Below are 24,860 nucleotides of genomic sequence, written 5' to 3'. Positions count from 1 at the left end.
TTGAATTAAGAATTTGGGATCAGAACTTTCTGTTCTCTGACACCCATTTTTTGATGTAAGACACTATCTCTCCGGTATTTGTACCGGGTTGAAAAAGTTTACCCACTCCCAGATCATGAAGTGTTTTCATATCATCATCAGGTATTATTCCTCCACCAGTGACAAGAACGTCTGTAAGTCCCTTTTCTTTCATAAAGTGAATGATTTTTGGAAAAACAGTCATGTGGGCGCCCGAAAGAATGGAAACGCCAATTGCATCAACATCTTCCTGCAGGGCGGTATTAACAACCATTTCCGGGGTCTGACGGAGTCCGGTATAAATCACCTCCATTCCTGCATCCCGAAGAGAGCTTGCAATTATTTTTGCACCACGGTCATGACCGTCCAGTCCGACTTTGGCTACCAATACCCGAATGGGGCGATTTAGGGATTCTGTCATAATTGATATTATGTAAAAGTAAGAAGAAAATTGAATTGTATACTTCATTTCGTTTATGGAACCGATTGGAATTGCCCTGATAACGAATAAGCTGTCCCCGCAAATAAATTTTCTTATTTTTGCAGCCTCGAAATCTGTATATGAGTGAAGAAAGATCATTAAATTTTTTAGAAGAGATCATTGAAGATGATATTCGGAATGGCAAAAATGGCGGGCGCGTTCTGACACGTTTTCCTCCGGAGCCAAACGGCTATTTGCATATCGGACATGCTAAATCAATTTGTCTGAACTTCGGTATCGCAGCCAAATATAATGGTAAAACGAACCTCAGGTTTGATGATACCAACCCTACAACCGAAGACGTTGAATATGTTGACAGCATAAAGAAAGATATACAATGGCTTGGTTTTAAATGGGATAAGGAGTTGTACTCATCAGATTATTTTGGTAAGCTATATGATTTTGCCCTGGAACTAATAAAACAGGGCTTAGCCTATGTGGAAGATGGATCGGCTGAGGAAATTGCCTCTGCCAAAGGGACACCTACCGAACCCGGAAAACCTACACCATCCCGCAGCAGGAGCATTGAAGAAAATCTGCAGCTTTTCAGAGAGATGAAGGAGGGGAAATACCCCGACGGAGCCAGGGTATTACGTGCAAAAATTGATCTTGCTTCACCCAATATGCACCTGCGCGATCCGCTGATGTATCGTATAAAACATGCCCATCATCACCGCACTGGTGATCAATGGTGCATATATCCAATGTATGATTTTGCCCATGGACAGTCTGATTCGCTTGAAGAAATTACCCATTCTATTTGTACTCTTGAATTTGTTCCGCACCGACCGCTTTATGAATGGTTTATCCAAAAATTAAATAATTTTCCTTCTAAGCAATATGAGTTTGCCCGTCTGAACATGAATTATACAGTGATGAGTAAAAGAAAATTACTTCAGCTGGTGAATGAAAATCATGTAAGTGGTTGGGATGATCCAAGGATGCCAACAATCAGTGGTTTACGCCGCCGTGGTTATACGCCGCTTTCAATCCGAAACTTTAGTGAACGAATTGGTGTAGCCCGGCGTGAAAATCTTATAGATCTGAGTTTACTCGAATTCTGTATCCGTGAGGATCTGAACAAAAGTGCATGGCGAAGGATGGCCGTACTTGAGCCATTAAAACTTGTAATCAGCAATTATCCTGAAGGACAGACCGAAGTAATGGAGGGTGAAAATAATCCTGAGATGGAAGGTGGTGATGGATTCCGTCACATTCCGTTTAGTTCTGAGCTATGGATTGAACGGGATGATTTTATGGAAGAGCCTTCTAAAAAATACTTCCGTCTGGGTCCCGGTTTAATGGTGCGTCTGAAGCATGCTTATATTGTTCGCTGTGATAGTTTTGTGAAGGATGAAAGCGGCAATGTTTCTGAAGTTCATTGTACTTATATTTCTGAATCAAGAAGCGGAACTGATACCAGTGGAATTCATGTGAAGGGAACGATACATTGGGTTTGTGCCAAATCAGCACAAACAGCAGAAATACGATTGTATGATCGATTGTTCAGGGTAGAGGATCCTTCCAATGAAGACGGTGATTTCAAAGATTACATTAACCCGGATAGTTTAACAGTGATCAGCAATGCTTTTATCGAACCTGATCTGATGAATGCTGAGGCGGGCCGTGGTTATCAGTTTATTCGTAAGGGGTACTTTAGCCTCGACAGTGATTCAACGCCAGGTAAACCGGTATTTAACCGGACAGTCACATTAAAAGATACCTGGGCAAAAGAATCTCAAAAATCCTGATCTGAATATTACAGGTATTTTTTATAAAGATTGAAGAGAATTTGTTTTTCCTCTTCGTTGAGAATACCTGTCAATTCTTTCTGCACAAAGTGAAGCTGGAATGATTTAATGGCATTCTCTGGATTTTTGATGTCATATCCAATGATTCTTAGTGCTTCGATTGGGTTGAATGTTTCTGGAACTGAATCTGTGAGTACCTGATCCTGCCATAGCCCATATCCATTTTCTGCAAGCTTTTTCCATGGGAAAGTAATATTGGGATCCACTTTCCTGCCAGGTGCTATGTCTGAATGTCCGATGAAATTTGCAGCGGGAATAGTATGTGTTTTCTTAAGGTTGGCCAGGACAGTTAAAAGGCCATTGATTTGCGCTTCTGAAAATGGCTCAAAGCCATTATTATCTAGTTCTATTCCTATAGATGAAGAATTAATATCAGTCACATTTCCCCATTTTGCAGCCCCTCCATGCCATGCCCTTAAATAATCACTCAGCATTTGATAAATCACGCCATCTCTGCCAATTACATAATGGGCGCTGACCTGAGTTTTTGGTGTAGTGAATGTTTTTAAGGTCTGCTCAGTGGAATTTTGGGCAGTATGATGAATGATCACATAATTTGGTTTTCTGAGTCCAAAATTGGTTGTTCCAACAAAATCCTGACCCGTAGGATTCAGCGGTGTAGTCCTGATTGTTTTACCCAATTCTTTTGTTTTACTTTTATAGGTCTTGTTGGTTGGCCCATATGGTCCTGAAGAGCAGGACATTGCAACCAGAATCAGTCCGCAGAAAAATAGCTGTATGGATTTTTGTAGCATTGCTTGAGTAAATTAAATCCCGCAATTTACAAAATTATAATTCGGTAAAATCTTGTTTTGCTCGCCTGAAAATCCTTAATTTTTTAAAACCAGGTTATTGATGAATGAGCTACCCTCATTTACCTGCAGTGCTAGATGGCGAATGCTTGTTTTCTGAAATGCATTTTGAAGGGCATCTCTTGCTATTTTGTATTGATCATGCATGGGGCATGGGTGTGAAGCTGAGCATTGTTTCAGACCAAGTCCGCATTCTTTGAAAACCGACAAACCGTCAATTGCATTCACAATATTTATAACAGGCTGTTCGAGTTGAAATTCCTCAATGAAGAAACCACCATAAGGTCCCTTTAATGAGGTTATGATGTGGTGCTTATTAAGTACCTGCAATATTTTAGCTGTAAATGCCTCTGGTGCATCAACTTCGCAGGCTATTTGTTTAATGTTAAGCTTTATACCATCACTATGCCTGGAGGCAATAAAAATAGCTGCACGTATTCCGTATTGACAAGCTTTTGAAATCATTGATAATCAGAATATTGGCCTGGTAGAATTTTGTTTGATCTGTTCAATTTTATGCATGAACATACTTGCCATTATGCCTGCCCTTGTTTTGGCATCTTGAGCCACAGGCCCTTCAAAATGAGTATCAACCGTTTCGCTGAATAGGTTCATCCATCGTTCGAAATGTTCTTCCCCGAGTTCCATTGTTGCATGTTTGATGAATGGATTACCATTGTATCCTTTTACACCGAATAATGCTGCATTCCAGAATGTATACATCTTTTCAAGATGCGGTTCCCAATGTGTTGAGAGTCTGAAATTAAATATAGGCGCCAGTAATTCGTCTTCACGAACCTTCTGGTAGAACACATCAACCATAATTTTGATATCATCTATTCCCCTTATGTCTTCCTTTTTATTCATTTTCAGTTAATATTTGACAAATATAGGAAATTTTATAAAAGATAAATTTATCTTTTATAGATTATTTTATACCTTTGAACAATTATTTATTCAATATATAAAAAATGGAGACAATTAGTAATACCACCATTGGTTCATTGGTTGCGGCTAACTTCAAAGCAGCCAGCGTATTCAAAAAATTTGGTATCGACTTCTGCTGTAAAGGCAACAGAACAATTGCAGAAGCCTGTGAAGGTAAAACACTTGATCCTCAGCAAGTTGAGAAGGAATTAATATCGGTTTTAGAGAGTAAGGAGTCGTCTACCATGGACTATAATAAATGGCCAATAGATCTTTTGGCTGATTATATAGAAAAAACACATCACCGCTACGTGACCGAAAAAATTCCTGAGCTACTTTTTTTTCTGGAAAAGCTCTGCAAGGTTCATGGTGTAAGGCATCCTGAACTTTTTGGGATATATAAGGAATTCCTGGCATCTGCAGAAGAACTCAGCTCGCATATGAAAAAGGAAGAGAATATTCTTTTTCCGTTTATCAGGCAATTGGTTTTATCTGATAATCAGAATGTTGCATTTGATGAGCCCCATTTCATGACTGTTAAAAATCCAATAGCCATGATGATGAATGAGCATGAAATTGAAGGCGGTAGGTTCAGGGAAATCTCTGAAATGAGCAATGGATATACTCCGCCTGCAGATGGCTGTACCACTTACAGGGTTGCCTTTGAAATGCTTAAGGATTATGAGCAGGATCTTCACACCCATATACATCTTGAGAATAATATCCTTTTCCCTAAGGCAGTACAACTGGAGCAGGAATTGACGACCAGAGTTTAGTAGCACTTGACATATAGTTTAAATATGGCTCAGGCAGTATGGAAAATATCACTTACTATTTTATATTCATCCGAGGAATATAAAATACAAACCTATGCTGGTGAGTACAGGGATTTGAAATGCCTGATACAGGACAGATTATTTACAGATGATTTTGGGCAATGTGGGGGGATGGGAAGATGTGGAACCTGTATCGTAAGGATTGGTGGGCTGAAAGAGAATTCTGCTTTTTTGAGAAATGAGGAGACTACACTTCACAGAATAGCACCGGGGATCGATGATATCCGACTGGCTTGTCAAATTCCTGTTGACGATGAGCTCTCAAATCTGACAATCACCATAATCTGATATCATTGAGCTCCTTATTTCAGAACAACAGATTTCGTTGATTTTGTACAGGCATTAAAAATGCCCAATGCTCCATTACTGAAATTAGATACCGGGTTTGCCGGAGCCACCGGAGGTCCACCGTTTCCGCCTATCTGGCTGAGGGCATAGAAGTATTTGAATACATTCCGGTCAATAGATTGCATTTCTATGTCAACAATATCTCCTGATTTTATATCATCTTCACCATCGTAGATAATCACATCAGAAACTGCGTTTCCATCATTAAAACGGTCTTCAAAAACAAGATCACCCTGTAGTTTTCCATTGATCTTTAAAATATAGCGGTACTGGTTTTGAATTTTTGGAGGATCTTTATAATAAACCGTAGGGTATATATTTGAATTTCCAAAGAATGAAAGTGTTTTGAAACCAACGGAATCCGGAATTACTGGAGAGGGCATAGTTGATTTTGCAGAATAAGTCTTCCCTTCAACAAGAACATCAAGAGTGTAGGTGAGACCCGGTGTTCCTCTCAAACGCGGACTTCTGTAAATTCCTTCGGTTACTTCTGTAAAGGCTATTGAGAGCCCTGCTGATGACTTAAGTATAACCTGTGCACCTTTCACCCCATTAAAACTTGCTGATTGTTCAAATGGAATTGTTTTCGATATTCTTACAAAATGATTTTCACTCTGATTGCTGATGGTTCCTTCTATAACGATCAAAGGATCTGCATTTTTTAGCTCAAGATCGATCACCTTTTCGCAAGAAGAAAGAAGTATTACACTGATAATCAGGCAAAGGTTTAGTCTTAAATTCTGAGTATACTTTTTCATGATTAAAATTTGAAATTCCAGGTAATTGAAGGAATAATTCCGAATAGTGTTGTGCGCACAGCCTGAGTTCTGGTTGGATTATCCGGGTCATCCCTGAAATCTATGGAGTACGCATTTTTTCGGTTATACAAATTATAAATGCCAAATGACCAGCTCGACTGTAATTTCCTGCCTGGTTTACCCTCAAGGGTAGCCGACAGATCCAGACGATGATAGTTAGGCATTCTGTCAGAATTACGTTCAGGATAATAATAAACTGTTTTATTGTTTAGCTGATATTTACCCGCCGGAAAAGTAACTGCATTTCCGGTGTTGAATACGAAAGTTGATGAAAAAGTCCATCTTTCAGTAGCTTTATAAATACCTACTAAAGAGAGGTCATGGGTGCGATCCTGTTTGGCATTGAACCATTTACCCAGATCTATGTCATTAAACTTGCGCTCAGTTTTTGAGAGTGTATATCCCACCCAGCCATTTAATTTGCCAAATCGTTTTTTAAGGAATAGTTCAATCCCAAAGGCCCTTCCATCACCAAAAAGCAGATCTGCCTCAACATTGGTATTACCTCTCAGATCAGTACCGCTTCTGTAATCAATCTGATTCTGCATCTGTTTGAAATACAGTTCCGTAGAAAACTCATAATTATCATTGTTGAAGTTTCTGAAATATCCCAGGGCGACCTGATCGGCGATTTCTGGTTTCACATTATTACTGCTCATGATATATAAATCAGTTGGGGAACTGGCTGTTGAATTCGACATCAAATGCAGATTCTGAGTATTGCGGGTATAGGAACTTTTTAATGAGGAAAATTCATTCAACTGATAGCTTGCAGAAATACGGGGTTCAAGATTAAAATAAGCCCTTACCAGCTGACCGGAAGTATAGGTTTTGGATGAAGTTGTAATTCCATCTTTATCTAAAGTAGGAAAAACACCCGGTCCAAAAAGAAGGAATGAGCTTGCTCTTAATCCATAAACCAAATTGAATTTATCATTTACTTCCCATTCATCAGAGATATAGGCTGCTATTTCATTTCCCTTACGTTTTTCAATAGTTACTTCGTTTACACTTGATGTGGCGCTTGCTGTTATATTTCCTGGTGCAATCGTATGATGGATCAAATCGAGTCCAAAACGAACGTTGTGGCTATTATTCAAAGCCAGCTGAAAGTCCTGCTTTAAATTCATATCCCTGATGGAAGAATTCACCCTGAAATTGTTCTCCTCCAGAAAGTTCTCAATCACATAATTATAATTACTGTAAATCAGGGAAGTATTGGAAAATAAGCGATTGCTGAATAAATGATTCCATCGAAGTGTTGAAGTTGCATTGCCCCAGTCGAAACCAAAAGTTTCACTCAGTCCCAGTTCATCGCGGCCAAAATATCCCGAAAGGTAGAGCGTATTCTTATCGTCTATCTGATAATTAACCTTTGCATTGAGGTCATAAAAATAGAGGGTATTTTTATTGATGGAACTATCTTTTGAAAGAGCCAGAAAAGCGTCGGCATAAGTTCTGCGGCCACTGATCATAAAAGAGCTTTTGTCTTTAATCAGCGGGCCTTCAACTTTTAATCGGGATGATATAAGTCCAATTCCTCCTTCGGCAGTAAACTCCTTTTTATTTCCATCATTCATTCTGATGTCGAGAACAGAAGAAAGTCTTCCGCCATATTGTGCAGGCATTCCTCCTTTAAAAACGCTGACATCCTTAATTGCATCAGAGTTGAAGGTAGAAAAGAAGCCGAGTAAGTGCGAAGCATTGTAAACGGGTGCTTCATCAAGCAGAATCAGATTCTGGTCGGTTGAACCTCCCCGAACATAAAATCCGCTGTTTCCTTCTCCTGCCGATTTTATCCCCGGAAGCAGTTGCAGGGTTTTCAGAACATCGCGCTCTCCGAAAAGAACCGGAACATTCCTGATTTCACTCAGATTGATCTTAGCAACACCCATCTGAGCATTGACAATATTGTCATTCCTTTTTTCAGAAATGATCACAATTTCTTCAAGAATGTTTTCAGGGACCATATTAAGGTCGAGCCGGAGATCTGAATTGATACTGACCGTCCTGTTTATGGACCTATAGCCAATATAACTTACGCTCAGGTTATATTCACCCGGGCTAAGTTTATAGGAGTAATAACCATAGGCATTGGTGCTTGTGCCGGATTGGCTTGCAGCAGTAAATTTGAGTGTGACTCCAATCAGGGTTTCACCTGAAAGGGAATCTTTTACGACACCGTTTATAGTATAGTTATCCTGAGCATTTACACTGAACGAGCAGAAAAAAAGCAGAAAACCAAATAGCAGTACATTTTTCGAAAAGAGCATTAATTAAATATATAGTATAAATAGAGCAATAATGTATATGTACGATATTTCGGCAAATCTAATCACTTTATTGCTCTAATTATTAGCCGATTGTAAGCCGAAAGTAAGATAATTAGAATAGGTCAGCTTGAGTTGAAATTCATGAACATATTCTTGAATTGATGCTCATACCTGATAGTTTAATTCTCAATATAGTGAAGTATAGATATACCAGGGTACAGAAATGCAGGTTTTAGGACCCCAAATCATATTTTTACTATATTTATTCTTCCTTAAACTAACCCAAAATGAATTTTAATTTAAAAGAGACCCTGATTTTGGGGTCTATGACTTTAATCTTTATTTCTTCCTGTACAAACAATTCAGATAAGCATATTTCGAAAGAAAATGATAGTCTAAAAACTTATGTGGCAGAAAGACTTCCAATTTATGCTAAGGTGAGGCTCAATACAGATATTGAAAAGCTTAGCAATAGTGAACGTAAAGTTTTACCACTGCTAATCAGGGCAGCTGAGATAATGGATGAACTTTTTTGGATGCAAACCTATCCTAAGCGAGATAGTTTGCTTTCGGCTGTAGAGGATGAAAAGACCAGAGAATTTATAAAGATCAATTACGGTCCTTGGGATCGTTTGAATGACAATAAGCCCTTTGTCAAGGGAATAGAGGATAAACCATTAGGTTCAGGCTTTTATCCTTCAGATATGACCCGTGAAGAGTTGGAAAAATCAGATGTTTCTGATAAAAAGGGTTTGTATTCTATGGTGCAGAGGGACAAATCAGGAAAGCTGATATCCATTCCTTACAGTGTTTATTTTAAGGATGAACTTAAAAAGGCGGCTGATTTACTTTTACAGGCGGCTCAGATCACCGAGGAGATTCAGCTCAAAAAATATTTGACTTTAAGAGCAGAGGCTTTTCTTACTGATAATTATATGCCCAGTGACTTTGCCTGGATGGATATGACCAATAGCGGACTTGATATCATCATTGGCCCGATTGAAAATTATGAAGATGGATTATTCAATGCGCGTGCTGCTTTTGAGAGTTATGTACTGGTAAAAGACAGGGAGTGGAGCAAACGTCTCGAAAAATACGTGGCCATGTTGCCAGAACTTCAAAGAGGACTACCGGTTGATGCGGCCTATAAAAAGGAATCCCCGGGAACCTCTTCACAATTAGCAGCATTTGATGTGGTATATTATGCAGGTGATGGTAATTCAGGCGGAAAGACTATTGCTGTTAACCTTCCGAATGATGAAATGATTCAGCAGAAAAAGGGCACCAGGCGTTCACAATTAAAGAACGCAATGCGGGCGAAGTTCGATAAGATCATGCTGCCTATAGCGGCTGAGCTAATTGATGAAAGTCAGCAAAGTCATCTTAGTTTTGAGGCTTTTTTTGCCAATGTAATGTTCCATGAAGTTGCACATGGTTTGGGGATAAAATCTACAATAAATGGCAAAGGTTTTGTGAGGGAGGCATTACAGGAGCAGTATTCATGGCTGGAAGAAGGAAAAGCTGATATTCTGGGACTTTATATGGTGAGTAGTTTACTGAAGAAGGGTGAACTTGAAGGGGATATTAAAGATTATTATACAACCTTCATGGCCGGTATCCTACGTTCGGTTCGATTTGGTGCCGGTGAAGCACATGGAAAAGCCAATATGCTTTGTTTTAATTTCTTCAATAAGAACGGTGCATTTGAGAGAACAGCAAAAGGCCGGTACAAAGTAAATTATGAAAAGTTTGAGTTGGCGATGAATGATTTGAGCAGAGAAATACTAACACTTCAGGGGAATGGCGATAGGGCCGCTGTTGAAAAGGTTCAGAAGGAAATGGCGGTTGTTCAGAATGATCTCCAATCAGATCTCGATAGGCTGAGTAAAAAGGGAATACCAGTAGATGTAATCTTTGAGCAGGGACTTAGTGTGCTGGGTTTAAAATAATGGCGAATCAATACAGAAATCAGACCTGTTCAATCATTTGGGCAACAGTGTCTTTAGAAATGGGCTTGCTGTAAAAGCGAATGATAGAAGGATAATTGTCAAGTCTGTTCTTATCATTCTCATTGATTGATGAGCTGAATAAGAAAATTGCAAATTTTGACTGAATCTCTTTAGGGAGCTTTTCAAATACTTCTACAAATTGAAAACCATTCATCACAGGCATTTGAATATCCAGAATAATTATGGTGATGATTGAATCATCTCCAATAAGCCCATTTTTTATTGCTTCATAAGCCTCTGTTGCCTCCATGTAAGATTTTACACTGGAGTAAGTTCCTGAATTCTGTATGATCTTTTCGGCTATAAAACAGTCCAGCCGGCTGTCATCAATTATAATAAAGTTTGGAATCTGAGCAGACATCTCATTTATTTTGAACCAGAACCTTAAAATGTGTTCCCTTATTTATTTCTGAATCTACGGTAATTTTTCCATTTAATTTAGTTACTGCAGCTTTTACATTGTATAAACCAAATCCTGAACCAACATCTTGTGTACTTGCCCTAAAGAACATATTGAAAATGTCGCCAAGGTAATTTTCGGCGATACCTACACCATTATCGATAACATCAATTTCTGCATAACCATTTTCAACCAGTATGTTCAGATCAACGGTTTTATTCTTATTATCTTTTCTCTGATATTTAAAAGCATTGGACAAAAGATTATTCAGAATTAGTTTAACTGATAAAACATCACCTCTGAAAGTTTCTTTTTGGATGATATTTGTGTTAAAAGTGACATCACTCATCAGGTAAGTAAAATTAAAGATTTTGATTTGCTCTTCAACCAATTCATTGAAATCGATCTCTTTAATTTCAAGTTCGCCCCTGTTCAGATTATAATAATCGTGAATACTTTGAATAAAGTCATCCAGATTTCTGACTGAATCCTTCATCATCATCAGCATTTTCCTGATCTCAGTAATATCATCCATATGCTGGGCAGCTTCAATGGCGCCAAGAACACTCAATAGCGGCCCCCTCATATCATGAGTAACGCTGTATGAAAATTTATCAAGCTCATTATAAGCCCGTTGTAATTCTTCGTTCTTTACAGCGAGCAGTGAATTAGAGACATAAAATTTATTGGCTTCATTGATAGCACCAAGAATATCATCATCTGCCCAGGGTTTTTTTACATATCTGAAGACATTACCAAGGTTTATGGAGTCGATTACTGAATCGATATCGGTATAGCCCGTTAGCAATATCCTGATAGGTTTATGATAACGGCTTCTGATCTCTTCAAAAAATTGAACTCCGGTTTTTCCGGGCATTCGCTGATCGCAAAAGATAACCCTGATATCCGGATGAGAACTCAAATGCTGCATTGCATCGGTCGCATTCACGGCAATCATGATATTATAATTCATCCTGAATGATGCCTTAAAACCAGTCAGGTTGTTAATCTCATCATCAACATAAAGAATTTTTATTTTTTCCTGTTTTTCCACTTAAATTTCTGCTGAAAGATCGAGAATTATTGGCAATTCCAGAATAAATTCTGTTCCAAGGCCCGGAGTACTGTTAACCTGTATTTCGCCCTGATGTCTTTTGATCGTATTATAAGCAATTGACATCCCAAGACCAGTTCCTTCGCCAACATCTTTTGTGGTAAAAAAGGGTTCAAAGATCTTTTTCTTTGTAATCTCATCCATTCCAATACCATTATCTTCTATTTTAACGAATATGCTTTTTTCATTATTGCTGGTACTTATCTTTAAAATACCGCCCTGTTCGTCGCCAAACTTCTTATCAATTGCATAAATCGCATTTGAAATAATATTCAGAAATACCTGATTGAGTTTACCCGGGTAACATTCAATCATTGGAATATCACTGTATACTTTTTCCAGTTTAATTTTGTTACTCAATAAGTTATTTATCACAATTAATGTTGAGTCAAGCCCATCATTTATATTGGCTTTCTTAAGGTCATCCTCATCCAAACGGGAGAAAACCCTCAATCCTTTTACAATTTCAGAAGTTCTGGAGGCTCCTTCATGTATCCCTTTAAGCAGTTGTGATATTTCCAGTTTTAAATAATCATAATCAAGCTCCTCTTTTTGCTCCTCAATTTGTTTTTTCTTTTCTTCGACTGACAGATCAGATAAACCTATCTTTTCCATCTCCTCAATAAAGTCAATTAATATATCAACATCCCGGTTAAGGGGAGTGATATTGGATGTAACGAAGTTAATAGGATTATTGATTTCATGAGCAATACCCGCTGTTAACTGTCCAAGTGATGCCATTTTTTCTGCTTCTACCAATTGTCCTTCTGCTTCTTTAAGATCAATTAGTGTCTGGCTAAGGTCTGAATTTGCCTGACTGAGTTCCTGGGTACGTTCATTTACTTTGGTTTCAAGGATTACATTTTGTTCCCGGATGATCCGTTCGTTTTCCTTTAATGCCATTAATGTCTCTTCCTGTGATCTTTCCTTTTCACGTTTAAAGGTATTAATCTTGTCGGCAAGAGCAAATGCCAATACGACCACATTTAATGCAATACCACCTTCTTTGGTATAGTTACTAAAGTCATTATATGGAACCACTCCAACATTTCGAAGTACAAATAATAATAAGCCCGTAAAAAATAAACTGAAAGCAAGCAGGAATAAAATTGCCGGACGATACCCTTTTAATGATAAGGAAATCGTTACAGTGAAAGTAAGTAATACAGTGGTTACAGCCGCAATATCAATTGCCCTGTAACTTGCCTGATCATAGCCCAGTAATCGTAATATTATTGCCGCGCTATAAATAAATATTGAAACATAGGTTGCTTTATGAAGTTTGGGGGTATTCTCCCTGGTTTGCAGGAAGTGCATCATAAATAGGTTGCCTGTAACTCCGGCAAAGCCGGCAAACAGAATAATGCTGAGATGGTTTAATCCGGGAGAATCAGAAAGAATGAAGCGATAGGTGTATCCGCTAAGCGTAACCTGTGTGAGCCCGACAAACAAACTGTAAAAAACATAATAAAAATAACTGGAGTCTCTAACCGAAAGCCAGATAAAGAAATTATAGACAACCATGACCAAAATCAGACCAATGAAAATTCCCCAGGCCAGGTCATTCGTAACCAGTTTCTCCATTATGGTTTTTTCCGAACCGATGATCATCGGAAGTACCATCTGTTCTGAACTTTTTACCCTCAGGTAATAAACAGAAGTATTTCCTTTGGCAAGATTAATGTCGAAAATGAAATTCTGGTGTTTATATTTTCTTTTGAAAAATGCCTCATCATAGCTCAATTTCTGAACATATCCATCTGCCATTGAATAGAACTCACAGGTACTAAGCATAGGGTATTCAAGTGCAAGTAAGATTTGATCCTGATCACTTTCATTTTTTATGCTGAATTTGATCCAGAAATCTGACTTGCTTAACTGAAGGTTAGGAATAGGCACATCTGAGGGTACAAAAGCATCTGAATCGACAACTTCTTTTATACTTAAGCTATTCGTTTGGTCTTCTAAAATGGATACATGATTACCAATAACCAGGTTGGCACCCTTAAAAACGACTGGCTCCTGGGCAGAAGCCACCATTGAACAGAGCAGGGGTAAAATAAGAAAGATCCAGTAGTACCTCTTCATTCTTAATATTTCAAAGCTGAATAATCCATTGTTCATTGAGCTATTCGTCAAAATTCAGAATATCTTTAACAGGCAAGCGGTGAGCTTTTAAAACAGGCTCTTTCGCTATGGCTATCTTTGTAAGAAATACTTCTGCATCGTTATTCCCGGTGCCGGCAATTTTATTAAAAGCTTCTCTTAAATACTGAAGCTCTTTGATATTTTTTTCATCGAGTCCCTCACCATTGCCATGCAAAATACGCGAAAAAAGATAGAGCGGGGAAATTACCGGATGAATAGCCAGATTGAGGTTTGTCGCCTCAAGCCAGAATCTTTCCATAGAACGGCCGCCTTCAAAGAAATTTTTCAGTTCATATCCCGGGATGCTGATCATACATAATGCCGAAGCCGTAGATACCGTACGCATTGCGAGCATTCCGAGGGCATTTCCTCCTCCAAACTGCTTTACAGCATCGATTACTTTTTCGCTTTTGATCACGCCCATCGCAGCCATCAATGAATTTCCAAGCTCCAAAGTTCGGATATCTATGCCGGTAAGTGTTTTTTCCGCATCCTCAGGAGTCCAGCGCATTTCACGATGAACAAAGTCGTAATGTCCCTCAGGATGAAGCAATCGCATCCGGTCGCAGGCTCCGATAATCCGGGCCATACTCCTCATATCATTTTCATCAGTAAAGAACCTGATTTTTGCACCCGGTATAGATTCAGCCAATGTTGCCAGTCTGCTATAAATATCGCCTGATATTTCGGCTTTCGGTGCTATAATTCTGTTTGTATGGCGTTTGAATATTGCCTGATCCAGGGGCTTCAACAGATCACTGATAGGGTTTGGATTTAGCTTCCTGAATCGGATTGAGGCGACTAGCTTTTCTGAAGATTTGTCAGGAAAGAATGAATAATAAGGTTCAATTCCCAAGCTTAAAGCGTGGACAAACAGGTTTTCATATGCCGCTCCAAAGGTGATGAAGGAGGCTGTTTTCTGAAAATCACCGAAGGAATGGGACCTGAATTCATCGTGAAAAAGAAATAAAGTACCTTTTTTATAATACCATTTCCAGGGCTGGTCGTTTCCTGTTGAGGGGGCTGCTGCTGCTGCCGCTACCATGCTGCTGATACTTTCTTTATCAGGGTAAATATCATCAGGCATTAATGCTGGAAGTGCTTTGGATGCAATCGCTTCCAGTTCTTCAACCCTTAATGGCTTGAAAGGGTTTAATCTTGTTACCTTTTTATCATCAGAATGTTTTTCTTTATCAGCAATGAGTTCTTCCAGATCGATGTAATAACGTCCTGAGTCATGATACTGATCCAGCAGAATCCGCCGGCTGACATCTGCCCCTACTGCACCTCCAAGGGCAACAGAACTTGCAAGCTGAGGCCAGGTATTGATCGTTTGTTCAACCTCTATCATTGATGCTTTAGCCCTTAGCGAGATGTTTTCAACCCCCAGCATCTGTAGCATTACCGGTATTTTATCTTCGGTACTTAAATTTTTAATGTTTTGTGGATCAACATTTTCAATGGTTCCATGCAGTATAGGCCGGTTTGGTTCCAGATCAAAGCGTTCTACATCAAGCATACCGCGGTCGCTGGTATCCATAATAACCGGAATCCGAAGTTCCCTTGCCTTGAAACGAGCCAGTATTTTTATATCCAAACCATCACATTCATCAACCAAAAGGTCTAATTTCCCGTTATCACTGAAGAAACTATCCATATTTTCTTCGTTCAATCCGCTAAAGAAGCAGATAACTTTAAGGAAAGGATCCATTTCAGCGATTTCTCTTGCTGTGATTACCACCTTTGGTATGCCAAGATTATGAACACCCGAGCGGATACGGTTCAGATTGCTTAATTCGAGTGTGTCGAAATCTGTCAGACGGAGTTCCCCAAAACCACGTTCCATCGCCAATGTTAAAGCGATGGACTGACCCACAGACAAGCCAATAATACCAATGCGCTTCGTATTTAGTATTTCCTGCTCTTTTAGGGTTATTTTATACTGATTCCGGTTGCTGCGAACCTTAATAAATTCTTCCTCATCCAGCATATGAACCAGGCGCCTGCTCCAGGGATAATAAACCCATACTCCATAAGAATGTATGTCCCGGCCTCCTAAATGTTTTTGAATCAGTTCAGGATATTCTTCAGGTTTTATACGCACTGCCGGATTTTTCATTTTTACCAGTTCCTGCAACTGGCCATAAATTTCATCATGAAAAAAGGAAACCTGGTTCTCAATCAGCTGATCTAGGGCTATTCTTTCTAGTGGGTCAGTTATTCTGAGAAATACGGGTTTATAAACAAGCTGCATCTGTCCGGATGCTTTTATCAGCTCAGAAAGCCTGGTATTCATAGATTAGATCAGGTTAATGTAATAATGTTTAATGTACCAAAATACCAGATATTGGCAAATTTTAAAACAGATTTACAGCAAATTGATGTTTTGCTCATCAATGCTTTTGGTAGATGTTAATTTCTTAGCATTTGCAATAGTCGCCTGTAAATCCCATTTATCCATATTAGGTATTTCGATATCGTAGTGGATTTCAATTTTCTTATTCCGGAGCTCTTCAATGCGCACGCATTTTAAATTTTCACGCAATGATATGATGGCTTCCTTGTTCTCATCATCTGCCGCACTCAGGTTCTCCAGATCGCGCAGAATTAATACAGTGGCAACAAGATCGAGTTTTGGATAATAAAAAGTGCCATTGTTTCCTATTCCATACTCAATTTCATAACCTACACTCTGGGCCATCTTTACAGTATATGGAGCACAAAGACCAAATAGTGAATCAAGACCAATTTGTCTGGACATGGCTACCCCAACTCTTGTCAGAAATATACTGCCGATACCATAACCGGCGATTTCTCTCGAATTCCATAGTCCGCAACCCTCTCCGGTACCTTTCTGGGCATACTGCCATACCAGATCATAAATGGAAGGATCTAGTGCTCCCGTAGCTTGTTCAATAGGAAGTGGCTCAGATCCCCCTGCAACGTGTATCCTTGCTCCTCCATAAATATTTTGCTTATCCAGCGATTCCACAATCATAACGAATGCAGCGGGATTATCCATCCACTCGTTATTGGAAGATGTTACTTTTTCAACTCCAATGCTAGTTAAAACCCGTTTATGGCCCTCCACAAACAACTCACATGATCTGCGATCATCAATTGCCCTGAAAGCTCTTAATCTGACTACCGGATTGCCGTTGTTAAATTCTATTTCCATTTTAAGATGGTATATTCAGCATTATCCTAAGGAAGAATGCCTGTATTCTTATTTGATAATTTCAATAAAAAAATGTTACGAAGTATAAATTACTTGATAAATGGTAAGCTTTTTATTATTTATACTTATTTTTGCTAAAATTTTAATGTTGTAACAAATGTCTGATAAAAAGATCGATATACTGTATGTTGATGACGAAGAAAATAACCTTGTTTCTTTCAAGGCAACTTTCCGGCTTAAATATAATGTATTGATTGCTTCAAGTGCAGATGCTGCAATTAAAATTTTAGAAACTAAGCCAGTTGAAATTATCATCACTGATCAGCGTATGCCCAATATGACAGGTATCGAATTTCTTGAAAAGATCATTGAAAAGTATCCGGATCCTGTCAGAATCCTCCTTACCGGATATGCAGATATGAATGCGGTTATTGATGCGGTAAATAAAGGTAAAATTTACCATTATCTTAGTAAGCCCTGGAGTGAGCAGGAACTCAATGAAACCATAAAAAAGGCTTTTGAAGTATATCAGGCAAATAAAGAGATCAAGGAAATGAACAGTAAGCTGGCTGTTTCCAATGATCAGCTTGAATTCTTACTTCGTCAGAAATTGCTTTCCTAAAAGCCGGGATTCCCTTTCCCTACCCGATAGCTATCGGGTTCCCATTTCCAATTACGAGTTATCAATTACGAATTACGGATTCCTGGTATCGATTTCCCATTCCCATCCAACGGTAAAAAAATCAATTTCCGTTTTCACCGATATTTTCCCCTTTTTCACCGAGTTCTCAGCCTTACCTGCCTAATTCCTGTATGCCGGCTCTGATATCCGCTATACATTTGAAGAAAAAAAAGAAAATATTATGAAAACAATACTTAACACACTAATCGCATTATTTATCCTGTTCCTGAATACTGAATCGTTCTCAAATGTAAAGCACATGGACGATCATTCAACAAACTGCATGCATTCTTATGTTCCTGTATCACCGCGTGACTGGACTACAAATGAACTTGATGTTCCTGAGAGCTTAAAATTTGTAAAAGCTAAATCGGCTTTAGTACCGGTAGCTGAATTTGTTTGGGGAAATCCTGAGTCAGAAGTTCCTGAAGAATTAGCTAAAGATGACAGAGCTTTTTATGTGCCAGTTCCGGCAAAGGTTTGGGAAGAGACTGCGATAAATGAAGTGCCTGAGAGCCTGGGCCTTATCAAAGCAAAGTTTGCTTTAGTACCGGTTCCTGTACGGATATTGGATGGTATCACTATCTCTGCTGAAGAAATAAGTGAATTGAATAAAATCTAAGCAAATAATTCATCCGGACTGTAGCATTTGACTTATGCTCAACGTCTTAGATATAATTGCTTTCAATTATTTTAAAAATGAAAACGGTATTATTTGAAATTCCAACGATGACCCGCATGCACAAGCAGCAGGAGGTGTCTGACTCCATAAAAAAGCTTGGGATCACTCATGTCATAACAGAAAGAGGAAGAGCTGAGGTTACCTGCCCTGATACACTGTTAAAAGTTGAGATCATCAGGGCTATTGAAGATGCGGGGCACGTGGTGAGGTATTAACTATTTAATAAGATTTGAGTTTATTATTACTGAATCTTAAAATTAAATTAGCTCACCCTCAGAGATCAATCAATTCAAGTTAAATTTCTCCTGCTTAAGCACAACTTGTTTGTCGGTAAGAATCAGGATCATTATGATCAGCCCCAGAATAATTGCAATGATAATCTGAAGTCTGGAAATAAAGTCGGAACTCAACTGGCTCTTGACTGATTCCGCCAGTAATTCTTTACCTATTTCAGATTGAACCCTCGTCAGTTCGATCAAATCTTTATCCAGTTCATCATAAAGTTGTACCGTAGTATTCAGATAAAGCGTTTTTGCCAGCTCTTTATTTTCTGAAGCGGCATTGATCAGCAGTAATTCATCCCTTTCAAAAGTTTTGAGGTTTTTTTTGAGATTTTGAAGGTGATTGGTCTCTGCCTTAACCAGATAAGTATTCTCATACTTACTGATTAAAGAATCCAATTGTTTATTTGAAGAACTCAGAGCAAGACTAATTTCCTCCCTACTAATCTTTCCGGTAAACAGGAAAGTTACCAGTTTATTGCGTTTGGTATGAATATGACCTGAAATAGCGTAGAGATCAACCGCCGGAATAAGCCTGTCTTCGTAAATCGAGTTGAATGATTTAGAGATCGCGCTCACATTGTATGACTCCATCAAACTAAATAGGATGACAAAGAGCATCATGATAGCCAGAACGATGGCCAGCCGGATCTTGCGTTGTATTGCGAAAGCCCATTTCATAGTAAAGTATTCTAAATGAATTGATAATCAGACAATCTTTTAATAATAAAGCCTTCCATGGGAAGGCTTTATTATTAAAATAAGGTTAATAACTAGCGCCCTCCAGCATCAGCCAGAATCTTTCCATTCAGGCGGATGTATTCAGCATTGTTCATTGCTTTGGCAGCCTCAATTCCGGCTTTGGCAGTTTGCGCAGCACCGGCTTTATCTCCCATTTTTAACTGGATGCGGGCTTTCTGGTATTTAAACCAGGGTGCTTTCTGATCTCCAGCTTCTGCTATGCTGATCCATTCCAATGCCTTAGCCAGATCTTTGCCATTCTCAAAATAATAAACTGCCGCAGGATAATATGGTTTTTTATCTCCTTTCATAGCCTCATCAATTCCGGCCATTACTTTCGAATCAACATCTGTTGTCATATTTACCGGGACTCTGATATTGCCCCATATTAAATCAAGCCTAGCTGTTGAGGTAGTCACATCGTTAAAAGAGATTGTGAAGGTTTCTACTTTCTCCTTTAGTTTGGCGGTTTTAACTTTGAAACGCAAAACATCTTCTGATTGTTTGTAACTGTAAGCGCCCCATTGTTTGGTTTCCTTGTTCAAAATAATAGTCCACTCGTCTTTACCGGGGATTGTAAATAATGCATATTCACCAGGGGAAACAGCATTTCCTTCGAGTGTAACAGCATCGCTGAAGCTGATTACCGTAGCATCATTTGCGCCTGTACGCCATACTTCTCCATAAGGTGCAAGGTCGGCCGAAATACTTCTTCCCTTGATATTGGGGCGTGAATATTTAACAGTTATTTTTCCAAGTCCGAATTCCTGCACAATGGTTTGGGAACTGCTCGATTGTGGCATGAGAAGCTGAGCATCAGCATTCAGGGTGATGAAACTGCATAATATTGCAGTAAACAGGGTTGATATTTTCTTCATGATCTTATGATTAGTTTAATTTTTTAAATACCGAAGATATTGGAATATTGAGAGTTAATTGTGTAAAAAATGTAAAAACATCTTTTTGTAAATAAGTCAAAAAACAATCAGCCTACTCTCTTGTGAGTTCACTAAATGCGTATTCAGTCAGCATCTCATGATTTCCTTCAAAAATGGTCAGGCCTAAATTGCCGGATTGTTTTTTCAGAAATACCTTTCTGCCCCCAATACTTCCGAATTCGCCAAGGGCCTTTCTGTATTCCAGTAAGTATAGTTTTTCAGAATCACTTACATGATTTGAACTATCACTTACCAGCTTATCTTTTAATATTTTATTGTAAAAATTGATCGAATGAGTAATTGGTACACTGCCCTGAATTCCATCATAAATGCCAGTATAGATTTGAAATTCAGTTGTGTTCAATTTTTCTACCGGGGTTTCCCAATAAATAGGAGATTTCTTAACCGCAATTTCCATATTCAGGCTGTCCTTAGAACTTGTGCAATCCAATATGTTTTGTGCATATTTTGTACCCATGATTTTGCTTTGAGCATACCAGGCAGGAAGATCAGAAATCGGAACCCAGGCAGAAAAGCGTCTGATTAAATGTTTTGATTTCATGAAAGTTGCCAAAGTAGCATAACCACCTCCGCTTGAACCTATAACATAGATCCTGGACAGATCAACATTGGAATTTTTGATAGCATAGTCGATCGCATCATCAATATCGGCCAGTGCCAGATCGCTGCAGCAGGCATTCTTGGTCCAGTTCTCCCCTCTGAAATCGGGATGGATATAGTTAATGTCTTTTGTTTTGGAGAGTGCTGCCAGTTCATCTTTCTGTTCATAATTGCCGCTCCAGCTATGCAGACTCACCACCAATGGCTTAGGTGAAGAAGATTTAGATTTAAAGAAATAGGCTTTTTGTAAAGAATTATCCAGTGTCGACTGTATATCAACAACTTTAAAATCGGTATCCCAGGTGCTTTTGCGGGTATCATCAAAAGGGGTAAAGGTATTGCTGAATGGTTTTTTCAGCACATTCCATATCGTTTCATTCTGACTGATGAAGATGCCTGCGGCAAGGCCAAGGATTAAGATCAGGATGTATGAAGCAGGTTTTTTCATGTTCAATTTATTTGCAAATCTTGAATTGTAGGGTTTGTTAAGTGCAAATAAATTTAAACCTTTTTTGGATATACCAGAAGGTGATAAATACATGTCAGGTTTTATATAGAGTGTAATTAGGAAATACTGATCAAAGCAGGTTTAAAACCCCCCATTATCTTGTTTATTCTACAGGACCTTCGGAAACATGTCAAACAGCTGAAAAGATTTTAAAACAGTATTTTTTCTTTATCTTTCAGATCGTTTCATTATTAAAGCTTTTACAAATGCGTATTGTTTGTTTTATAATGCTGTTAATAGTTCAGGCTAACAGTCTGTTTGCTTATCAGGATACTTCCCTGAATAAATCCATTTCGGAACGGAATATTAAATTTATTGACTATCCTGATTTTCCAGAGGCCCATTCTACATGGGGTTCTATCGGGTATAATCCCGCCAATAACAATGTTTATGTAGGTGTAACAAATCATGCTGATAAAGTGGGTTTTTATGAATATGACCCTGCTCTGAACCAAATCCAGTTACATGGCTTCCTCAGTGATCTGGGACACCTGAGGCCTTTTCAATGGCAGGGAAAAATGCATTCCAAAATTGTGGCCGGACCAAATGGTGAGATTTATTTCTCTTCCGATGGGGGCGAGTCGAGACAAGAGTATCTGATGAACCACCCACATGGCTATGCCGGGGGCTTTTTAATGAAGTGGAACCCCGCAACTAAGCAGCTTACCAATTTAGGAATGGGGATGCAATATGAAAGCATCAAGGATGTAGAAGTGGATATGCAATCGGGTCTTGTTTATGGCATCAGTTATCCGCAGGCACACTTTCTTGTATACGATCCCCAAAAAAACTTGCTGCACGATGCCGGCCGCCTGGGCAGTGCCCATGTGCCCCGTGTGCTGTTTACCGATTGGTGGGGCAACTGTTATTACGTAGACTGGAGACAACGCCTGGTAAAATATGAGAAATCCACCGGCAAGTTGGTTTTTGCAAAACAAAGTTTACCTGCCTTTCCGGGCACTCCCGGTGGAAAAATCGTAACAGGTATTACTGCTTATGCAAAAGATCACGATAAAAAAGCCATCTATCTGGTTACTTATGGTGCTAAACTGGTGGCATTCTATCCGGAGGAAACAGGGATCGGCAAATGGGAAGATCTGGGTGGTGTGTATGATATGGCCAAAGGAGAAGAGTGGAAGCCGTATGTACCTAATTTAAATATAGGTCTGAATGGTAAACTCTATTATGTAATTGGCGGTCATGGCAATTATGTGCGGAAAGACAAAACGGTACTGATTGAATTCGATCCTCAACAACGCAAGGCAAACATTCTTTTAGACTTTCCTATTGGGCGCTTAACAGAAGTAACGGGTTCTGATATCCGGGACAGGGATGGTAACATGTATTTTGCCGGCCGCAAAAGGCCCGACAGAAGCGAAAACGGCAGTGTACCCTTTTTAATAAAGTTTAACCCTGAAAAGGAGGTGAAATAGTATGTACAATCGAATTATTTATTCCCTGATTGCTTTATTCTTCGTTCCTGTTATTGCGAGCGCACAGTATACATTCTTTAATCCCAAAGGCAGCTTCGCTGTAGAAGCCTCACTTGAAAACACAGATGAACTGAGGATGCCAATTTATCAGAACGCAATGAGTTCTCTTACTGTTTCGGGTGATTTTATTCTGGGTGGTACAACAGCACAAAAAGGATTGTCGCCCCTGTTGTTCACGAGTTCACTTTCGCAGCGTAAACTCATAGCGGTAACACAACTGGATCAGGTTGTAAAGGGGCAGCTGAGTATCCAAACCGGTTTTAGCAGAGCAAAATCCGGAAACGTTTTTTATGCAGGTACCATGCCTCAGCCCGGAACCGGACTGGGCGGACATATAATTGAACTTCAGGTAAACCTTCAGGGTCAGATTACTGTTAAGGATCTGGGCGAACCTGTGGCTGGTGAGGGAATCTTTGCTATGACATTCAATCCGGAAAAAAACGAATTTTACGGAATTGTACATCCTTCCGGCAAATTCTTCACATTTAACCTCAAAACAGGTAAAAAACAGATATACGATCAAACGGCCCCATCTCAAAAAGATCTTGACACCTATCATTCTTTTGCTTTGGAACCGGAGGATTACCTGGGGCGTGCACTGGTTATTGATCAGCAGGGCCGTATCTATGGAAGCAGGGCTATCAATAAACTGTTTTGTTTCGATCCGGCCACCCAATCGTTTTCAGTTCTGAAAGATGAACTGCCCTTTGTATGGGGACGTGAAGCCATGGGGCGCATCGATTCCTGGGTTAAAATGCCTGAGGGCACTATTTATGGCAGCAATGCTGCCGACGGGCAATTGTTTCGGCTTGATCCGCTTAAGCAAACAATTGTAAACCTGGGCAAGCCCATTATGATGCCACGCATTATGGCTATGACCCCCGGAAAAAATGGAATGCTGTACGGTATTGCCGGGGCCTCTCCCGGGTATGCTCATCTTTTTAGTTATCATCAGCAAAAGGGCTTCCGTGACCTCGGTAATCCCGAGTTCAAAATGATTAGTCCCGGACTGGAACAGGGGATTAACTGGCGCGGATTCCAGATCGCTTCATTGGCAACTTCACAGAACGGAAACTACATCATTATGGGTGAGAATGAGGCGCTGAGCCAGCTCATGGTTTTCCCTGCGGAAGATTTACCATAATCTAAGCTGGGAATGAGCAATGTATTTCTAAACAAAAAAAATCCGTCTGATTTCTGCCTTTTCACGTGATGAATTTCATATTGGAATTTATCCAGAAGCGCAAAAATCAAGGGTCAATATTTATTAAAATATATGGGAAACGAAGAGGGATTTTTAGACAGATTGACGGTTTGGGGCTTTGTGATTTGGGTATTTCAAGGCAAAAATGTCCTATAAACCACAAATGTTGATTAGAAATACTAATGTTCAAGTTTAGCAATTTTGCCCCAATTTCATAAAATCCTTGTTATGGGCAGTTATTCTTTTGTCATTTCGTTTCATTCTTTCTACATTTTATCAAGTAAAAAGGATAGTTCTCTCTTACTTCTGAAATATCAAATAATCCTGCTTTACCAAATTCTTCTTTTATAGTCTCGTTGTCGTAAAAGAAAATTTTCACTCCACCAAACATTTCATATCTGTCTATATCTATGAGTGTTCCTTGTCTGTATGTTTGGGCTTGTTTAGTTATTGCTGTAAAAATCATAAAACCGTTTTCTGCAAGTTGATTGTAACAGTCTTGGATTAGTTTTTTTCTTTCGTCTTTGCCCAACAAAT

General features: G+C 39.1%; 23 protein-coding genes and 1 pseudogene. 9 read left to right on the top strand and 15 right to left on the bottom strand.

The features are described 5' to 3' along the window. Positions 1-19 precede the first annotated feature (19 nt). The gene (locus VGE44_RS16175; protein WP_331081065.1) at positions 20-439 is read right to left on the bottom strand and encodes a cobalamin B12-binding domain-containing protein; all 420 of its coding nucleotides are present in this window, start codon (positions 437-439) and stop codon (positions 20-22) included. Positions 440-579: 140 nt separating this feature from the next. Here VGE44_RS16175 and VGE44_RS16170 point away from each other — a divergent pair, with 140 nt between their 5' ends. Continuing rightward, positions 580-2,250 carry a glutamine--tRNA ligase/YqeY domain fusion protein gene (locus VGE44_RS16170; RefSeq protein WP_331081063.1) on the top strand — a complete coding sequence of 557 codons (1,671 nt, stop codon included), beginning with the start codon at positions 580-582 and terminating at the stop codon, positions 2,248-2,250. Positions 2,251-2,258: 8 nt separating this feature from the next. On the opposite strand, the gene VGE44_RS16165 is transcribed toward VGE44_RS16170, so the two are convergent. The 3 genes from VGE44_RS16165 to VGE44_RS16155 form a co-directional block, all read right to left on the bottom strand. Then, the gene (locus VGE44_RS16165) at positions 2,259-3,065 is read right to left on the bottom strand and encodes an N-acetylmuramoyl-L-alanine amidase (protein WP_331081061.1); all 807 of its coding nucleotides are present in this window, start codon (positions 3,063-3,065) and stop codon (positions 2,259-2,261) included. A gap of 75 nt (positions 3,066-3,140) precedes the next feature. Further along, complete coding sequence (locus tag VGE44_RS16160; RefSeq protein WP_331081059.1) at positions 3,141-3,587, bottom strand: RrF2 family transcriptional regulator; 447 nt, start codon at positions 3,585-3,587, stop codon at positions 3,141-3,143. A 6-nt stretch (positions 3,588-3,593) separates the two neighbouring features. Further along, positions 3,594-3,989 (bottom strand): group III truncated hemoglobin, encoded by a 396-nt coding sequence (locus tag VGE44_RS16155; RefSeq protein ID WP_331081057.1) that lies wholly within the window; start codon positions 3,987-3,989, stop codon positions 3,594-3,596. A 104-nt stretch (positions 3,990-4,093) separates the two neighbouring features. Between VGE44_RS16155 and ric the strand changes: the two genes are divergently transcribed. Continuing rightward, on the top strand, positions 4,094-4,825 hold the full coding sequence (ric, locus tag VGE44_RS16150) for an iron-sulfur cluster repair di-iron protein (RefSeq protein ID WP_331081055.1): 732 nt from the start codon (positions 4,094-4,096) through the stop codon (positions 4,823-4,825). A 24-nt stretch (positions 4,826-4,849) separates the two neighbouring features. Next, complete coding sequence (locus tag VGE44_RS16145; protein WP_331081053.1) at positions 4,850-5,173, top strand: 2Fe-2S iron-sulfur cluster-binding protein; 324 nt, start codon at positions 4,850-4,852, stop codon at positions 5,171-5,173. A gap of 14 nt (positions 5,174-5,187) precedes the next feature. On the opposite strand, the gene VGE44_RS16140 is transcribed toward VGE44_RS16145, so the two are convergent. Both VGE44_RS16140 and VGE44_RS16135 read right to left on the bottom strand, forming a co-directional pair. Beyond that, positions 5,188-5,991, bottom strand: coding sequence for a DUF4249 domain-containing protein (locus VGE44_RS16140; RefSeq protein WP_331081051.1), 804 nt, complete (start codon positions 5,989-5,991; stop codon positions 5,188-5,190). Positions 5,992-5,993: 2 nt separating this feature from the next. Then, positions 5,994-8,324, bottom strand: coding sequence for a TonB-dependent receptor (locus VGE44_RS16135; RefSeq protein ID WP_331081049.1), 2,331 nt, complete (start codon positions 8,322-8,324; stop codon positions 5,994-5,996). A 287-nt stretch (positions 8,325-8,611) separates the two neighbouring features. Here VGE44_RS16135 and VGE44_RS16130 point away from each other — a divergent pair, with 287 nt between their 5' ends. Then, positions 8,612-10,273 (top strand): dipeptidyl-peptidase 3 family protein, encoded by a 1,662-nt coding sequence (locus tag VGE44_RS16130; protein ID WP_331081047.1) that lies wholly within the window; start codon positions 8,612-8,614, stop codon positions 10,271-10,273. Positions 10,274-10,292: 19 nt separating this feature from the next. Here VGE44_RS16130 and VGE44_RS16125 read toward each other — a convergent pair whose 3' ends face one another. The 5 genes from VGE44_RS16125 to VGE44_RS16105 all read right to left on the bottom strand — a co-directional run bounded on the left by VGE44_RS16125 (position 10,293) and on the right by VGE44_RS16105 (position 17,173). Beyond that, positions 10,293-10,694, bottom strand: a complete 402-nt coding sequence (locus VGE44_RS16125) for a response regulator (RefSeq protein WP_331081045.1) — start codon at positions 10,692-10,694, stop codon at positions 10,293-10,295. A gap of 1 nt (position 10,695) precedes the next feature. After that, entirely contained in the window at positions 10,696-11,787 is a 1,092-nt protein-coding gene (locus tag VGE44_RS16120; protein ID WP_331081043.1) for a hybrid sensor histidine kinase/response regulator, read from the bottom strand. Continuing rightward, on the bottom strand, positions 11,788-13,935 hold the full coding sequence (locus VGE44_RS16115) for a sensor histidine kinase (protein WP_331081041.1): 2,148 nt from the start codon (positions 13,933-13,935) through the stop codon (positions 11,788-11,790). It lies immediately after the preceding gene. A 40-nt stretch (positions 13,936-13,975) separates the two neighbouring features. Then, positions 13,976-16,291, bottom strand: a complete 2,316-nt coding sequence (locus VGE44_RS16110) for an Rv1355c family protein (protein ID WP_331081039.1) — start codon at positions 16,289-16,291, stop codon at positions 13,976-13,978. 72 nt (positions 16,292-16,363) lie between these two features. Then, complete coding sequence (locus VGE44_RS16105) at positions 16,364-17,173, bottom strand: hypothetical protein (protein WP_331081037.1); 810 nt, start codon at positions 17,171-17,173, stop codon at positions 16,364-16,366. Between the two features lie 157 nt (positions 17,174-17,330). On the opposite strand from VGE44_RS16105, the gene VGE44_RS16100 reads away from it, so the two are divergent. The 3 genes from VGE44_RS16100 to VGE44_RS16090 all read left to right on the top strand — a co-directional run bounded on the left by VGE44_RS16100 (position 17,331) and on the right by VGE44_RS16090 (position 18,752). Beyond that, positions 17,331-17,795 (top strand): response regulator, encoded by a 465-nt coding sequence (locus tag VGE44_RS16100; RefSeq protein ID WP_324487312.1) that lies wholly within the window; start codon positions 17,331-17,333, stop codon positions 17,793-17,795. 241 nt (positions 17,796-18,036) lie between these two features. After that, a complete protein-coding gene (locus VGE44_RS16095; RefSeq protein WP_331081034.1) occupies positions 18,037-18,477 on the top strand; it encodes a hypothetical protein in 441 nt (146 codons plus the stop codon). Between the two features lie 77 nt (positions 18,478-18,554). Then, complete coding sequence (locus tag VGE44_RS16090) at positions 18,555-18,752, top strand: hypothetical protein (protein ID WP_331081032.1); 198 nt, start codon at positions 18,555-18,557, stop codon at positions 18,750-18,752. 69 nt (positions 18,753-18,821) lie between these two features. On the opposite strand, the gene VGE44_RS16085 is transcribed toward VGE44_RS16090, so the two are convergent. The 3 genes from VGE44_RS16085 to VGE44_RS16075 all read right to left on the bottom strand — a co-directional run bounded on the left by VGE44_RS16085 (position 18,822) and on the right by VGE44_RS16075 (position 21,566). Further along, positions 18,822-19,499 (bottom strand): MCP four helix bundle domain-containing protein, encoded by a 678-nt coding sequence (locus VGE44_RS16085; protein WP_331081030.1) that lies wholly within the window; start codon positions 19,497-19,499, stop codon positions 18,822-18,824. Positions 19,500-19,591: 92 nt separating this feature from the next. After that, complete coding sequence (locus tag VGE44_RS16080; RefSeq protein ID WP_331081028.1) at positions 19,592-20,437, bottom strand: DUF2911 domain-containing protein; 846 nt, start codon at positions 20,435-20,437, stop codon at positions 19,592-19,594. 112 nt (positions 20,438-20,549) lie between these two features. Continuing rightward, positions 20,550-21,566 carry an alpha/beta hydrolase family protein gene (locus VGE44_RS16075; protein ID WP_331081026.1) on the bottom strand — a complete coding sequence of 339 codons (1,017 nt, stop codon included), beginning with the start codon at positions 21,564-21,566 and terminating at the stop codon, positions 20,550-20,552. 287 nt (positions 21,567-21,853) lie between these two features. On the opposite strand from VGE44_RS16075, the gene VGE44_RS16070 reads away from it, so the two are divergent. Both VGE44_RS16070 and VGE44_RS16065 read left to right on the top strand, forming a co-directional pair. Next, complete coding sequence (locus VGE44_RS16070; protein ID WP_331081024.1) at positions 21,854-23,059, top strand: hypothetical protein; 1,206 nt, start codon at positions 21,854-21,856, stop codon at positions 23,057-23,059. Position 23,060: 1 nt separating this feature from the next. After that, positions 23,061-24,263, top strand: a complete 1,203-nt coding sequence (locus tag VGE44_RS16065; RefSeq protein WP_331081022.1) for a hypothetical protein — start codon at positions 23,061-23,063, stop codon at positions 24,261-24,263. Between the two features lie 307 nt (positions 24,264-24,570). Here VGE44_RS16065 and VGE44_RS16060 read toward each other — a convergent pair. Beyond that, positions 24,571-24,860 (bottom strand): annotated as a pseudogene (locus VGE44_RS16060) (SAM-dependent methyltransferase); the annotation flags it as partial.

Source organism: Daejeonella sp. (assembly GCF_036405355.1).
GTDB lineage: Bacteria > Bacteroidota > Bacteroidia > Sphingobacteriales > Sphingobacteriaceae > Daejeonella.
This window is presented reverse-complemented; position numbering and strand designations above follow the sequence as displayed.